This is a genomic window from Curtobacterium sp. BRD11 (assembly GCF_031844345.1).
Classification (GTDB): domain Bacteria; phylum Actinomycetota; class Actinomycetes; order Actinomycetales; family Microbacteriaceae; genus Curtobacterium.
This window is the reverse complement of the sequence record NZ_JAUZUZ010000006.1, coordinates 30,239-44,827: the sequence shown is the minus strand read 5'-3', so window position 1 is coordinate 44,827 and position 14,589 is coordinate 30,239. Positions and strand designations below refer to the sequence as shown.

Below are 14,589 nucleotides of genomic sequence, written 5' to 3'. Positions count from 1 at the left end.
CCGCGCCGACCCGCACGCCCTACGATGGCCCCATGCCGCAGCGACCCGACCCCGAGCGGGCCGCATGGGCCGCGGCAGCCGTCCGACGCTTCGCCGCGGCGACCAACCTCCTCGTCGCCGGCCGCACCGTCCGTGTGCTCGGCGGCGACCCGCGTGACGCCGCGGCGCTCGTCGCACTGCTCACCGGGCTCGGTGCACGCACCGCGGTGGACACCGCCCCTGCGGACCACGAGCCGGTCGACGACGAGCCGATCGACCAGCTCTGGTGCCTCGGTGACCCGGACGAGTCGACCGCTGCCGTCGAGCGCGAGACCGACCGGCCCCGCGGTGCGACCCTCGTGGTGGTGGACGCCGGCCGGTACGCCCCCGCTGTGGACGAGGACGCCTTCGGCCCGGTCGCCCCGGCCCGCCCCGGGGTGCTCGCCGTCCCGACGTTCTCCGACGACGTGTTCCTCGTCTCCACCGGTCGGGAGCCCGAGGACGACCCAGCCGCCGAGGACCGCATCCGCTGGGCGCGCAGGTCGATGCCGGTCGCCCGTGCGGTCGCCGCGGAGCTCCGTGACGGCGGGCTGCTCCGCGGTACCCGGGTCGGCGTCGCGATGGTGCTCGAGCCGAAGACCGCCGTGCTCAGCCTGCTCCTGCGCGACGCGGGCGCCGAGGTCGTCGTGTACGCGCACGCCGACGAGACGGACGACGCGGTCGCCGACGTGCTCCGCCGCGCCGAGATGCCGGTCCACGCGGACAGCACGGCCTCGCTCGCCGAGCAGCACCGTCTCGCCCTGGCGATGCTCGACACGCGTCCGCACGTGCTCCTCGACGACGGCTCGCACCTGATCCGCCTCGCGCACCAGGAGCGGCCCGAGCTGCTGCCGACCATGCTCGGCGCCGCGGAGGAGACGACGAGCGGCCTCCGACCCCTCCGCGTCATGGCCGAGCGCGGCGAGCTCGGCATCCCCGTGGTCGCCGTCAACGACGCCCGCGCCAAGACCTGCTTCGACAACCGCTTCGGCACCGGCCAGTCCACGGTGTTCGCGACGCTCGACCTGGTCGACCCGCTCCCGTCCGCCGTGCACCGGGTCCGGCCGGGAGGCACGGCGGTCGTCGCCGGCTTCGGTCCCGTCGGCGAGGGGGTCGCCCAGGTCCTCGTCGCGCTCGGCTTCCGGGTCACGGTCGCCGAGGTCGACCCGGTCCGCGCCCTGCAGGCGCGCTTCGCCGGGCACGCGGTCGCACCGTTCGTCGACGCGGTGCGCGACGCCGACCTCGTGGTGAGTGCCTCCGGGGTGGCGGACACCGTGGACCACACGGTCCTGCGCGCGTGCGCGGTCGGTGCGGTCGTGTCCGTCGCGGGGGGCGTCGACGACGAGGTCGCCCTGTCCGCGGCGGCCGCCGCCGGTGCGGTCCGGACGGCCGTGGCGCAGCACGTGGAGCGCCTGACCTGGCCGGACGGCCACCAGGTGCTCGTCCTCGCCGGGGGCAACGGGGTGAACACGAGCGCCGCCGAGGGCAACCCCGTCGAGATCATGGACCTGTCCTTCGCGGTGCAGCTCGGCGCCCTCCGGATGCTGCTCGAGCGCGGCGACGAACTCCCGCGCGCCGTCGTGCCGGTCGACCCCGCGGTGGACGAGGCGACCGCCCGCGTCGCGCTCGCCGCGTGGGGGAGCCGGGTCGCTCCTCCCGTCCGGATCGCCGAGCAGCCCGCCGACCGCGAGCCGGACGTGCGGACGCACCGGTTCGGGACACCCCGGTGACCGCGTCGCCGGTCGTGGTGCACTCGGCGCGCGTCGTCGTGCCGATGACGGCACCGCCGATCGCCGACGGGGCGGTCGCGGTGCAGGACGGACGGATCCTGCACGTCGGCGACCGGTCGTGGGTGGTCGACCAGCTCGACGCCGCCGGGCGCACGTGCACGGAGCGGCGCTGGCGGGGCGCGCTCCTGCCGGGTCTCGTCAACGCGCACACGCACCTGCAGTACACCGGCATGTCCGGTGTCGGTCAACGGCAGTACGCGGGTTTCGAGGACTGGGCGGCTGCGTTCAACGTGGACTACGCGCTCCCGCACGACTGGCGGGCGGAGGCGTCCGCGGGCGCCGTCGCATCGATCGCGGCGGGCGTCACGAGCATCGCGGACGTGGTGACCGACATCGAGGCGGCCGACGTCCTGGAGCAGCACCGCCTCGGCGGGATCGCCTACTGGGAGGTCATGGACTGGGAGAACGCGGCGTGGGAGTCCCACGGGCGCGACCAGGTGCTCGACGAGCTCGCACGGATCCCGACCACGCCCGGGGCGGGGCTGTCGCCGCACGCGCCGTACTCCCTCGACGTGGCACCGCTGCTCGAACTGCCGGACATCGTGCGCCAGCGGGGGCTCCGGCTGCACCTGCACCTGGGCGAGGCGGCGTTCGAGGGGGAGCGGGTCTCGCTCGGGCCGGTCCCGGGGCTCGAGGGCGTCGACGGCGTCGGGCACACCGCGGACTGGCACCTGGCGAACGTGCCGTCCTTCCGGGCCATGCGGGCGCTCGGCTTCGGCGCCAGTGCCACCGCGTTCGTCGACCGGCTGGGCGTGCTGGGCCCCGACTGCCACATCGCGCACGGCGTGTACGTGACCGCGTCCGACCGAGCCCTCCTGCGGGCACGCGGCACCACGGTCGCGCTCTGCCCCCGGTCGAACGCCGTCATCGGCCTCGACCCGCCGCCCGTCGCGGACTACCTGCGCGAGGGCAGCCCGATCGCGATCGGCACCGACTCCCTGTCGTCGTCGCCGTCCCTCGACCCGATGGCCGACGTCACCGCACTGCACCGCATCGCCCGCGCCCAGGGGTACGCGCACCGCGACCTGCACGAGCGGCTGCTGGCGGCGGCGACGCTCGGTGGCGCGCACGCGATGGGGACGGCGGTCGGGCCGGACCGCGTCGGACACCTCGCCGTCGGGGCACGAGCCGACCTCGCCGTGTTCGACGTCGACGCCCGGACCGTGCCCGACGCGCTCGCCGAACTCGTCGAGGACGGTGCCGGCCGCGCCGTCGCGACGATCGTCCGCGGCGTCGTGCGGGCCACCGACGGCACCGTGCACCCGCTCGACCCCGAGACAGCCCCCACCCGGGGCCCCGGTTCCGGGGACACCCGGGGCCCCGTCCCCCACCACGTCCGTCCCCAGGAGGAACGATGACCGACACCGCACCCCGCCCCGGCATGGTCGCCCGCCGCACCGTCGGCGGCGAGCTGATCGAGTGGCTCGACGTCCCGCAGCGCGCGGCCGCCCTCGGCATGGAGCCGCACCCGGAGGGCGGTTGGTACGTCCGCACGTGGACCTCGCCCTCGACCGTCGAGACCCCGGCCGGCGAGCGTCCCGCCGCGACCCTCATCCAATTCCTGCTGCCCCCGGGCGAGGCCTCCGCCTGGCACCGTGTCACGAGCGACGAGATCTGGATGTGGCACGGGCCGGACACCGTCGTGCTCGAGCTCGGCGGCTCCGGCGACCGGCCCGAGCCCGGGGACCGGATCACCCTCGGCCCGGACGCCGGCCGGCACCGGCTGCACGACGCCCAGGCCTTCGTGCGCGGTGGGGTCTGGCAGCGCACCCTGCCCGGCGACGGCGAGGTGCTCCTCAGCTGCATGGTGTCGCCCGGGTTCTCGTTCGACGACTTCACGATGGCGGGCGACACCGACGGCGACGCCGCGACCGCGTAGTCGACGGTCATCCGCGTCGCGGTGGTATCCCACGCGCCGGTACACTGCCTCCTGCCCGCTCCACCCCGCTCTGTCCCGCTGACGAAGGCCCTCCCGTGACCCGCACCCGCCGTCTGTCCCTCGCCGTCGCCACCGCCACGGTCGCCGCCCTCGCGCTCGCCGCCTGCTCCGCCGGTGGGAGCAGCGCCGGGAGCGACGGCACCGTCACGGACGGCAAGCTCACGATCGCGACCGGCCAGCCGGCCTACTCGCCCTGGGTGGAGGACGACGACCCGCAGTCCGGCAAGGGCTTCGAGTCCGCCGTGGCCTACGCGGTCGCGAAGGAGATGGGCTACGCGAAGGGCGACGTCGTCTGGAAGCGCAGCACCTTCGACAGCGCCATCGCCCCCGGCCCGAAGGACTGGGACCTCAACGTCCAGCAGTTCTCGATCGACGCGAAGCGCAAGAAGGCCGTCGACATGTCCACGCCGTACTACACGACCACGCAGGCCGTCGTGACGACGTCGGGGTCGAAGGCCGCGAAGGACACCACCGTCGCCGCACTGAAGGGCGACACGATCGGTGTCGCCTCGGGCTCCACGAGCATCAGCTCCGTGAAGGACGTGCTCGGCGTCACCCCGCAGGTGTTCAACTCGAACGACGACGCCGTGCTGGCGCTGCAGTCGGGGCAGATCGACGCGATCGTGACCGACCTGCCGACGGCGTTCTACATGGCCGCCGCGCAGCTCGACGACGGCACGGTCTCGGCGCAGTTCCCCGAGGACGGCTCCGGCGACCAGTTCGGCTTCGTGCTGCCGAAGGGCTCCGCGCTGACGAGCAAGGTCGACAAGGCCCTCGAGGCCCTGGAGAGCGACGGCACGCTCGCCGACCTGCAGACGAAGTGGCTCTCCTCGGAGACGAACACCCCCGTCCTGAAGTAGCCCGGTGACCGCCCCAGCAGGTGCCGGCACCCCGGTGACCGCTCCAGCGCCGAGCCAGGTCGAGCTCGAACGACGGCTCTACCGTCGGCAGCGCGGCCGCCGCTCGGTCGTCGTCTCGGTCGTCTCGACGCTCGTCGTGATCGCGGTCGTCTGGCTCGGCGTCGTGAACACGCCCGGCTGGGCCGCGGTGCAGCAGTCGTTCTTCGACCCGCAGACGGCGATCGACACCTTCCCGGCCGTCCTGCTCGGGCTGTGGCTGAACATCCGGATCCTGTTCTTCAGCGCGATCGGCGTCGCCGTGCTCGGCACCCTGCTCGCCGTCGTGCGGGGGCTGCGGAACCCGGTGTTCTTCCCGCTGCGGATGCTCGCCACCGCCTACACCGACCTGTTCCGGGGTCTGCCGCTCATCATCGTGCTCTACCTGGTCGGCTTCGGCATCCCGGGGCTCGGCATCTTCCCGCGGCAACCCCCGGAGGTCTGGGGCACCATCGCGATCGTGCTCACGTACTCGTCCTACGTCGCCGAGGTGCTCCGCGCCGGCATGGAGGCCGTGCACCCGTCCCAGCGCCTCGCAGCCCGGTCGCTCGGCCTGTCCCACGCCGGGACGCTGCGGCTGGTCGTGCTGCCCCAGGCGATCCGCAAGGTCACCCCGGCGCTCATGAACGACTTCGTCTCGATGCAGAAGGACGTCGGCCTGGTGTCGATCCTCGGCGCCGTCGACGCGGTGCGGAGCGCCCAGATCGCACAGGCCGAGACCTACAACTTCACGCCGTACCTCGTCGCGGGGCTGCTGTTCGTCGTGATCAGCCTCCCGCTCATCCGGGTGACGGATGCCATCGCTCGACGGCAGCAGCGTCGCGAGCAGATCGGGGGGACGGTGTGAGCGAGTCGGTGGTCCTGGAACTGCGCGGACTGCGCAAGACGTTCGGCGAGCACGAGGTCCTGCGGGGGATCGACCTGACCGTGCACCGCCACGAGGTCATCTGCGTCATCGGGGCGTCCGGCTCCGGCAAGTCGACACTGCTGAAGACGGTGAACCTGCTCGAGGGCATCGACGACGGCGAGATCCTGCTCCAGGGGACGGACATCGCCGACCCCCGCACCGACGTCGACGCCACCCGCGCCCGGATCGGCGTGGTCTTCCAGCAGTTCAACCTGTTCCCGCACATGCGGGTGCTCGACAACGTCACGCTCGCGTCCCGTCGGGTGCACGGCATCGCCCGGGCCGAGGCGGAGGCGACCGCCCGCCGACTGCTCGACCGGATCGGCCTGGGCGACTTCGCCGGGGCGTACCCGGACCGGCTCTCGGGCGGGCAGCAGCAGCGTGTCGCCGTGGTGCGGGCGATCGCGACGTCGCCGGAGCTGCTCCTGCTCGACGAGGTGACGAGTGCCCTCGACCCGCAGCTCGTCGGCGAGGTGCTCGACCTCGTCCGCGAGCTCAAGGAGCAGGGCGCCACGATCCTGATGACCACGCACGAGATGTCGTTCGCCCGGAACGTCGCCGACCGCATCGTGTTCCTGCACCAGGGCGAGGTGGTCGAGCAGGGCGCACCGGCGGACGTGCTCGACCGACCGCAGCACCCGGCGCTCGTCGAGTTCCTGTCCCGCGTCCACGCCTGACCCCGCGTCCACGCCTGACCCGGGTCACACGGCGAGCAGCACCTTGCCGATGACCTCGCCCTCGCGGACCCGGCGGTGCGCCTCGGCGGCCTCGGCGAGCGGGACCACCGAGTCGATGATGGGTCGGACGCTGCCGTCGGCGACGAGCGGCCAGACGTGCTCGCGGACGGCGGCCACGATCGCGGCCTTCTCGTCGAGCGGCCGGGCTCGGAGCGTCGTCGCGCTGATGGTCGCGCGCTTCCGCATCATCGCGCCGAAGTCGAGTTCGCCCTTCTGCCCGCTGCCGGCGGCGATCACGGCGATGTGCCCGTTCGGGGCGAGCACCTCGAGGTGCTTCGCGAGGTAGTCCGCCCCGACGACGTCCAGCACGACGTCGACCCCGCGGCCGTCGGTGAAGTCGAGGGCGCGCTCGACGAAGTCCTCGGTGCGGTGGTCCACCACGAGATCGGCGCCGAGCTCCCTCGAAGCACGCACCTTCCGCTCCCCGCCGCTCGTCGCGATCACCCGGGCACCGAGCGCCTTCGCCCAGACGACCGCGTGCGATCCCATGCCGCCCGTGCCGCCGTGCACCAGCAGGGTCTGCCCGGGCCGGAGCCCCGCGAGCATCCCCACGTTCGAGTACACCGTGCACGCGGCCTCGGGCAGTCCCGCGGCCTCGACCAGGTCCACGCCGTCGGGCACCGGCAGCACCTGGGCCGCGGGCACGGCCACGAGGGTCGCGTAGCCGCCACCCGACAGCAGCGCGCACACCCGGTCACCCACCGCGAACCCGTCCACGCCGTCGCCGAGCGCGCGGACCGTCCCGGAGACCTCGAGGCCCAGGACCTCGGACGCGCCGGGCGGCGGCGGGTAGTTGCCCGCCACCTGCTGCAGGTCGGCGTTGTTCACCCCGGCCGCTGCCACCTCGACGAGGACCTCGCCCGGCCCGGCGACCGGGTCCGGGTGCTCGTCGAGTCGGAGTCCGCCGTCGTGTGCCGTGATCGCCTGCATGCCCTCGACCGTACGCCCCGCGGCAGGGCAGACCGGCACGGCTCGTGGCACGGCGGGCCCGACGGACGCCGTGTACCGTCGGTGCCGATCCGCGCCGCTCCGTCGCGCGGGCACGACCAGGGGGGGACGTCCATGTCCAGGAAGACCATCGCCGTCGCGACCGCGGCACTCGCCGTCGCACTGCTCGCCGGCTGCTCGAACGGGGGCTCCGGGAACGGCGGCGCCGAGGGCTCCGGTTCGTCGTCCTCGGCGGCCTCCTCGGCCCCGAGCTCCGCGGCGCCGCAGGCCGCGTCCCAGAGCAAGGCCGAGGCGTGCAACGCGTTCCAGTCGAAGGTCGAGGACGCCGCGAAGGGCCTGCAGTCGCAGGTCACGGAGCTGCAGTCGGACCCGCAGGCAGCCGTCGCGAAGCTCGAGGAGTTCGACCAGTCGCTGTCCGACGGCGTCGACGCGGTGCAGAACGCCGACGTCAAGCTGAAGGCCGAGGCGTTCCGGTCGGCGTACACCGACATGCTGACGCAGATCAAGGCGATCACGGCGGACCCGCAGTCGGCGGACCTGTCGGCGTTCTCGGACACCACGCAGAAGGTCCAGGACGCGGGGACCGAGTTCCAGCAGGCCTGCACGTCCTGACCGCCGCAGCACGACGACGCCCCGTCCACCGATCGGTGGACGGGGCGTCGTCGTGCGGGTGCTCCGGCCCGTCAGGCCGCCGGTCGAGCAGCGTCGAGCCGGGCGACGTCCTCGTCGCGGAGCTTCACCGTCGCCGCGACGACCGAGTCCAGGATCGACTGCGGCCGCGACGCACCCGGGATCGGGATCACCACGTCGCTCTTCTGCAGCTCCCACGCCAGCGCCACGACCTGCGGCGACACGTCGCGCTCGCGGGCGATGACGGCGAAGTCCTCGTACGCGGTCCCCAGGTCGGCGGCCTTCGCGATGCCGCCGAGGGGGCTCCACGGCAGGAACGCGATGCCGAGCTCGTCGCACAGCTCGAGCTCCGGCTCGCTCGACCGGAACGCCGGTGAGAACTGGTTCTGCACCGAGACGAGGCGGCCGCCCAGGACCTCGTTCGCCTCACGGATCTGGCCGGGGTCGGCGTTCGAGATGCCCGCCATGCGGATGACGCCCTCGTCGAGGAGCTCCGCGAGTGCCCCGATCGAGTCCGCGTAGGGCACCGACGGGTCCGGCCGGTGGAACTGGTACAGGCCGACGGCGTCGACACCGAGGCGCTTCGCCGAGGCCTTCGCGGCCTCCTTGAGGTACTCCGGTCGGCCGTCCTGCGCCCACGCGCCCGGTTCCGGCCGCAGGTGGCCGCCCTTCGTGGCGACGAGCACCGCGTCGGTGTCGCCGTGGAACTCGCGGATCGCCTTCGCGATGAGCTCCTCGTTGTGCCCGACCTCGTCCTTGGCCGCCTGGTGGTAGGCGTCCGCGGTGTCGATGAGGGTGACGCCCGCCTCGAGGGCGGCGTGGATGGTCGCGATCGCCTGTCGCTCGTCGGGCCGCCCCTCGATCGACATGGGCATCCCGCCCAGTCCGATCGCGCTGACCGACACGTCTCCGATGACTCGTTGCTTCATGCGCCCAGCTTGCGCCGGTCGACCGGGGCGACGCCCAGCGTGCGCGGACGGGACAGGCCGACGGGGCCGCAGGACGGGAGGCCCGTGACGGCCCCGCCACGCGCCTCCCGTCCGGCGGACGCCGCGCTAGGGGAGCTGCAGTGCGGTCACCTGGCCGGCCCCGGTCGCCGGGTCGGTCGCCTGCGCGAACACGACCCCGCCCCCGGTGACGACCACGATCGCCAGGACGAACCCGAGCGCGGCGATCCACCACGACGAGCGACGACGCACCCAGGCGCCGACCGCGAGCACGACCGTCGCGACCCCGATGACGAAGGACCCGCCGACCGCGATCGCGGCGCCGCCGAGGAAGCGGCCCGGCGAGCACCCCGTGGCCGCGTCGCAGCCCGCGGTGGCCGAGACGACCGCGATGATCCCGACCACCAGGGTGAGGAGCGTCAGGAGGGCACCGGCTGCGAGCAGGAGGACGGTCGACACCCGGTCGGCGACCCGGCCCGCGGGGAACAGCGTCGTGCCGCCACGCGCCCACGCGGCGCGTTCGGTGCTGCCCGGGCCGGACTGGGACGGACCCGAGGGTGAGGACTGCGGCGGACCGCCGGACGGGTGCGACCAGGTCATGCGACCGGTCTACCGTGCCTCGACGCCGAACGCCCGGGCGAGCCGCTGGATCTTCTGCGCGCGGCCGAGTCGCGGCAGGTCGGAGCCGTCGCGGATGACCTGCCCGCGGGCGTCGAAGTCGTCGAGGAAGTCCTGCGCCCAGGCGACGTCGGTCGGCGTGGGGGAGATGACCTCGTTGATGACCGGCAGCTGCTCGGTGTCCAGGCAGAGCTTGCCGGTCAGGCCGAGCGACACCGCCACCTGGGACTGCTCGCGGAGGATCGCGTGCGCCGAGCCGACCGTCGGGCCGTCGATCGGACCCGGCAGGTCGCCCACGCGCGAGGCGACGACGAGCCGGGAGCGCGGGTAGGCCATGGCGAGCGTGTCGGCCGAGGTGCCGGTGTCGCGGCGGTAGTCACCCGAGCCGAAGGCCAGACGGAAGGCGCCCTGTGCCTTCGCGATCGACGTCGCCTCCTCGATGCCGAGCGCCGACTCGACCAGGGCGACCACCGGGGTGTGGCCGCCGAGCCGGTGCCACGTGTCGGTGACCTGCGCGGGGGACTCGGTCTTCGCGAGCATCACGCCCTGCAGGCCCGGGAGGCCGCGGAGCTCCTCGACGTCGTCCGCCCAGAAGTCCGTCGTGACGTCGTTGATCCGGACCCAGGCCTCACCGCCGCCCGCGAGCCACGAGGCCACGGTCGTGCGGGCACCCGGCTTCGCGGCGGGGTCGACGGCGTCCTCGACGTCGAGGATGATCTGGTCGGCGCGCGACCGCTGTGCCCGCTCGAACCGGTCGGCGGCGGTGCCGGGCACGAGGAGCCACGACCGGGAGATCTCGGCGGGGACCGACCGACGCCGGTCCGGCCGGGCCGACGAGGGTGCGGGGGCGGACGGGGCGGTGCGGTCGTCGATGGCCATGCCACGTTGCTACCACACCGGCCCGTCGGACCCCGTACCGGGCCCGCACGGAAAGCCGGAAACGTCGGGTCATTGCCAGGGAGGCCGCCCGCTTCCGCCTACAGTGTCGGATGTGTGGCGAGACAGGGTGACCGACGGCGCGGACGACGCGGATGACGACGTCCCCGTCCAGGGTGCCGACGCGCCCGAGGACGGGCGCGAGCAGCGGGAGGGCGACCGGAGCGACGAGCCGGACCGCACCCTGCGGCCGGAACTGCAGCTCACGAGCCCGCAGGCGATCAGCCTGGGCGACCCGCGCCTCCAGGCCGGCAACGCCGCCGAGCCCACGTGGGACGCCTGGCGGACGCAGCTGACCGGTGTCGGCGGGACGAGCCCCCTCACGCACTTCAGCGACCACCCGCGTGCCCGGATCGAGCTGTCCACCACGCACCCCGGCGGACTCGCGCAGTTCATCACCGGCAAGACGACGCTGCTCTCGAGCCTGATCCGCGACGAGGTCGCCCTGCGCGCCGCGCGTGTCGCGGCCGCCCAGGTCGAGGCGAAGGGCACCGAGCTCGCGACCGTGCGCGGGATCGACGCCGTGAAGCTCGGCATCGGCATGGCCGACTGGCAGCACGGCGACGAGCACTTCCGCGGCCCGGTGCTCCTCCGCCCGCTCGCGATCCGTCGGCACGGCCGTGACTTCGAGGTGCGCTTGCTCGGCGAGCCGGTGCTCAACCCCGGGCTGGCCGACGCGCTGCACGAGCAGTACGGCGTCATCCTCGACGCGCAGTCCTTCGTCGCGCTCGCGCAGCAGGACGGTTCGTTCACCCCGAACCCCGTCATCGACCGGCTCCGCGGCCTGACCGCGCACATCCCCGGCTTCTCGGTGCACGCGCGTCTGGTCGTCTCGACCTTCGCCGAGGTCGCCAGCGGCATGGTCGAGGACACCGGCGACCTGTCCCACCCGGTGCTCGACGCGCTCGCCGGCAACCCGAGCGCGAAGTGGCAGGTCGAGCAGTCCTACCACCCGGTCGAGCAGACCCCCTCGGACGAGCGCAGCCCGGAGACCGACACGCTGCTGCTCGACGCCGACGACGAGCAGGAGAACGTGATCGCGCAGATCACGGCGGGCAACTCGATCGTCGTGAAGACCCTGCCGGGCACCGGCGGGACACAGACGATCGTCAACGCGCTCGGCGGCCTCGTCGCGGCGAACAAGCGCGTCCTCGTCGTGAGCCCGAGGCGAGCGACCCTGCGGGGCATCGCCGCACGCTTCGCCGAGGTCCAGCTGCCGGGCGTCGCCGTCACGCCGGGCACCCTGCGCCGTGACGTCGTCCGGGGCATCGCGCGCAACGAGAAGGCCGCGCGTCCGAACCTCCGCGAGGTCGACGACGCCCTGGTCCGGCTCCGCAAGGTCCTCACCGACTACCGCGGCTCGCTGACCCGCGTGGACCCGGACTTCGGCGTCTCGGTGCTCGACTGCCTGGTCGAGCTGTCCCGGCTGTCGCTCCTGCCGGTGCCGCCGTCGACGACCGCCCGACTGTCGAAGCGGTCCGTGACGAGCATGGTCGAGGGCCGTTCGCGCGTCGCCGAGACCATGGTCAGCGCGGCCAACCTCGGCGAGTTCCGCTACGGCCCGGACGACTCGCCCTGGTACGGCGCCAAGTTCGGTTCGAGCGACGGCGCGCAGCGGGCGCACAAGACCGCGAAGGACCTCGACGCCGACGGCCTGCCGACGCTGCTGCGCCGTGCGCACGACCTCGTGGCGTCGACCCACATGCGGCAGTTCACGACGATCAACGAGCTCGGCATCTACCTCCGCCTGCTCACCGAGATCCGGGACACCCTCGACCGCTTCCTGCCCGTCGTCTTCGACCGGTCGGTCTCGGAGCTCGTCGCCGCGACGGCCCCTCGTGGCGAGGGCGCCCCGATGTCGTCGACGAACCGTCGTCGGCTGAAGAAGCTCGCGCGTGAGTACGTCCGACCGGGCGTGCACGTGTCCGACCTGCACGAGGCGCTGACCCGCGTGCAGCAGCAGCGCGTGCTCTGGCAGCGCTACGTCGCGGCCGGCGTGAACCCCGAGGTGCCCACGGGCATCGGGGACGTGCAGGTGCTCTTCTCGAACGTCGTGCAGGACCTCGCCCGACTCGACGAGCCCCTCGGCCGGACCGAGCGGGACCGCCAGCTCGCGAACCTGCCGATCGACGAGCTCGTCCCGACGGTCGCCCGCCTGGCCGAGGAGTCCGACGTCCTGCACAACCTGCAGGAGCGCACCGAGCTCATGCAGACCCTGCGCGACCTGCAGCTCGAGCCGCTCATCACCGACCTGGCACACCGCCACGTGCCGGACACCCAGGTGCCGGCCGAGCTCGAGCTCGCCTGGTGGCAGTCCGCGCTCGAGACGATGCTCGAGTCCGACCGGGCGCTGCTCGGCGGCAACACCGACATGCTCGACCGGGTCGAGGCCGACTTCCGGCTCGTCGACGACGCCCACGCGGCCGGGGTCTCCCAGGGCCTGGCGTGGCAGCTCGCCGAGAACTGGAAGGTCGGACTGGTCGACTGGCCGGACGAGGCGACGTCGCTGAAGACGCAGCTCAAGGAGGGCGCGATCACCTCGCGCCTGCTGCAGGACTCCGCGCCGCACCTGTCCCGGTCGATCGCGCCGGTCTGGCTCGCCTCGCCGTACGAGGTCCCCGAGATCGCCGACACGATGCCGTTCGACACGGTGATCCTCGTCGACGCCGGTGCCGTCACCATCGCCGAGACCGTCGGCGCCGTCCGTCGCGCCCGCCAGACCGTCGTGTTCGGCGACCCGGTGACGCAGACCCCGTCGCCGTTCCGGATCGCGGTCGACCCCGACCACCGGGCACTGCAGGTGGACGAGGGCACGCTCGACGCCCTGCACGCCGACTCCGCGCTCGCGAAGCTGTCGACGCTCCTGCCGACCCTGTCGCTCACGCGGTCGTACCGCGCCGGCGGCGAGGACCTCGCCGAGCTCGTCAACCGCCGCTTCTACGGCGGCCGCATCGAGTCGCTGCCGTGGGCCGGTTCGTTCCTCGGCCACGGCTCGATCGCGATCGACTACGTCAGCGACGGCAAGGCCGTGCCGGACCCCGAGTCCGGGGCGGTCGAGAGCGTCGACGCCGAGGTGGACCGCGTGGTCCGGCTCGTCACCGAGCACGCCCGCACCCGCCCGACCGAGTCGCTCATGGTGATCACGGCGTCGGCGAAGCACGCGGTGCGCGTCGAGCAGGCCGTCCTGACCGCGGCGCAGGGCCACAAGGACCTCACCGAGTTCGTCATCGGCGACCGCGCCGAGCCGTTCATCGTCGCGACGCTCGAGCAGTCCGTGGCGCAGAGCCGCGACCGCGTCGTCTTCTCGATCGGGTACGGCCGGACCCCGCACGGCCGCGTGCTGCGCGACTTCGGTCCGCTCGGCAAGCCCGGCGGGGAGCGTCTGCTCGCCGTCGCGATGACCCGAGCGCGCCGGTCGATGGTCATCGTCACGTGCTTCCAGCCGTCGGACATCGAGGCCGAGCGGATGGGCCACGGCACCGTCGCGCTGGCCGAGATCCTCGCCGAGGTCCGCGCGCGCACCGCCGCCGAGTACGTGCCCGACGACTCCGACCCGCTGCTCGTCGACCTCGCCCGACGACTCGAGATGCGCGGCATCCCCGTCGCGCTCGGCCACCGGGGCAAGCTCGGCCTGGTCGCGGCGCACGGCGGCGTCTGCGTCACGATCGAGACCGACGCGTCGCTCGTCCGGGGTTCGCTCCGCGAGTCGCTGCGGCTCCGTCCCGAGGTGCTCCGCCGACTCGGGTGGCACTACGTGCGGGTGCACGCGTTCCAGCTGTTCTCCGACCCGGACCGCGTCGCGGACACCGTGGCGTCGGTGCTCGGCGTCGACCGCGGAGCGACCCAGGAGATCTCGATCCCTCCGATCCCCGCACGCCGATGACCCGGTCGGAGACGCATCCCCGCGTGCCCGCTCCGGGCCCCGCTCGCCGGTGAGCGGGTCCCGGCGCGCGTCCCGCGCGGCCGGTCCGGTGACGGCGGGGACGGACCAACTGGTGGGCTCGTGGACGCGGGCCGACGACGTGACGGAGGTCGAGCCTCCCGTCCGTTCCGCAGATGACGGTGGCGGAACCGGCACCGACACGACCGACCGGCCGGGAGGCTCTCCCCGCCGCACCAGGCGCGTCACCACCGCGCCGGTGCCGGGCTACGACCCGGCCGCGCCGCCGGAACCGGCCCGCCACCGCGACGGGGAGAACGACGCCCAGCTGCTCCGCGACGTG

General features: G+C 73.7%; 12 protein-coding genes. 8 read left to right on the top strand and 4 right to left on the bottom strand.

The features are described from left to right. Positions 1–32: 32 nt before the first annotated feature. From Q9R28_RS13445 to Q9R28_RS13420, 6 genes are all read left to right on the top strand, one after another. Positions 33–1,748, top strand: a complete 1,716-nt coding sequence (locus Q9R28_RS13445; RefSeq protein WP_311206345.1) for an adenosylhomocysteinase — start codon at positions 33–35, stop codon at positions 1,746–1,748. After that, positions 1,745–3,166, top strand: a complete 1,422-nt coding sequence (locus Q9R28_RS13440; protein WP_311206344.1) for an amidohydrolase family protein — start codon at positions 1,745–1,747, stop codon at positions 3,164–3,166. The genes Q9R28_RS13445 and Q9R28_RS13440 overlap by 4 nt, the downstream gene beginning before the upstream one ends. Further along, a complete protein-coding gene (locus Q9R28_RS13435; RefSeq protein ID WP_311206343.1) occupies positions 3,163–3,687 on the top strand; it encodes a cupin domain-containing protein in 525 nt (174 codons plus the stop codon). Before Q9R28_RS13440 ends, Q9R28_RS13435 begins: the two co-directional genes overlap by 4 nt. A gap of 95 nt (positions 3,688–3,782) precedes the next feature. Beyond that, positions 3,783–4,607: an ABC transporter substrate-binding protein gene (locus Q9R28_RS13430; protein ID WP_209685464.1), complete on the top strand. Its 825-nt coding sequence runs from the start codon at positions 3,783–3,785 to the stop codon at positions 4,605–4,607. Between the two features lie 4 nt (positions 4,608–4,611). Next, positions 4,612–5,490, top strand: coding sequence for an amino acid ABC transporter permease (locus Q9R28_RS13425; protein ID WP_066656480.1), 879 nt, complete (start codon positions 4,612–4,614; stop codon positions 5,488–5,490). Then, on the top strand, positions 5,487–6,227 hold the full coding sequence (locus Q9R28_RS13420) for an amino acid ABC transporter ATP-binding protein (RefSeq protein ID WP_066656477.1): 741 nt from the start codon (positions 5,487–5,489) through the stop codon (positions 6,225–6,227). Before Q9R28_RS13425 ends, Q9R28_RS13420 begins: the two co-directional genes overlap by 4 nt. A gap of 24 nt (positions 6,228–6,251) precedes the next feature. On the opposite strand, the gene Q9R28_RS13415 is transcribed toward Q9R28_RS13420, so the two are convergent. After that, a complete protein-coding gene (locus Q9R28_RS13415; protein WP_311206342.1) occupies positions 6,252–7,217 on the bottom strand; it encodes an NAD(P)H-quinone oxidoreductase in 966 nt (321 codons plus the stop codon). Between the two features lie 132 nt (positions 7,218–7,349). On the opposite strand from Q9R28_RS13415, the gene Q9R28_RS13410 reads away from it, so the two are divergent. Further along, the gene (locus tag Q9R28_RS13410) at positions 7,350–7,847 is read left to right on the top strand and encodes a hypothetical protein (RefSeq protein ID WP_311206341.1); all 498 of its coding nucleotides are present in this window, start codon (positions 7,350–7,352) and stop codon (positions 7,845–7,847) included. A 71-nt stretch (positions 7,848–7,918) separates the two neighbouring features. On the opposite strand, the gene Q9R28_RS13405 is transcribed toward Q9R28_RS13410, so the two are convergent. From Q9R28_RS13405 to Q9R28_RS13395, 3 genes are all read right to left on the bottom strand, one after another. Next, positions 7,919–8,794 carry an aldo/keto reductase gene (locus Q9R28_RS13405; RefSeq protein ID WP_311206340.1) on the bottom strand — a complete coding sequence of 292 codons (876 nt, stop codon included), beginning with the start codon at positions 8,792–8,794 and terminating at the stop codon, positions 7,919–7,921. A 126-nt stretch (positions 8,795–8,920) separates the two neighbouring features. After that, the gene (locus Q9R28_RS13400) at positions 8,921–9,412 is read right to left on the bottom strand and encodes a DUF6264 family protein (RefSeq protein WP_066656466.1); all 492 of its coding nucleotides are present in this window, start codon (positions 9,410–9,412) and stop codon (positions 8,921–8,923) included. Positions 9,413–9,421: 9 nt separating this feature from the next. After that, a complete protein-coding gene (locus tag Q9R28_RS13395; RefSeq protein WP_311206339.1) occupies positions 9,422–10,309 on the bottom strand; it encodes a CoA ester lyase in 888 nt (295 codons plus the stop codon). 127 nt (positions 10,310–10,436) lie between these two features. Here Q9R28_RS13395 and Q9R28_RS13390 point away from each other — a divergent pair, with 127 nt between their 5' ends. Continuing rightward, positions 10,437–14,249 carry an ATP-binding protein gene (locus tag Q9R28_RS13390; RefSeq protein ID WP_066656464.1) on the top strand — a complete coding sequence of 1,271 codons (3,813 nt, stop codon included), beginning with the start codon at positions 10,437–10,439 and terminating at the stop codon, positions 14,247–14,249. The last annotated feature ends 340 nt before the right edge of the window (positions 14,250–14,589 follow it).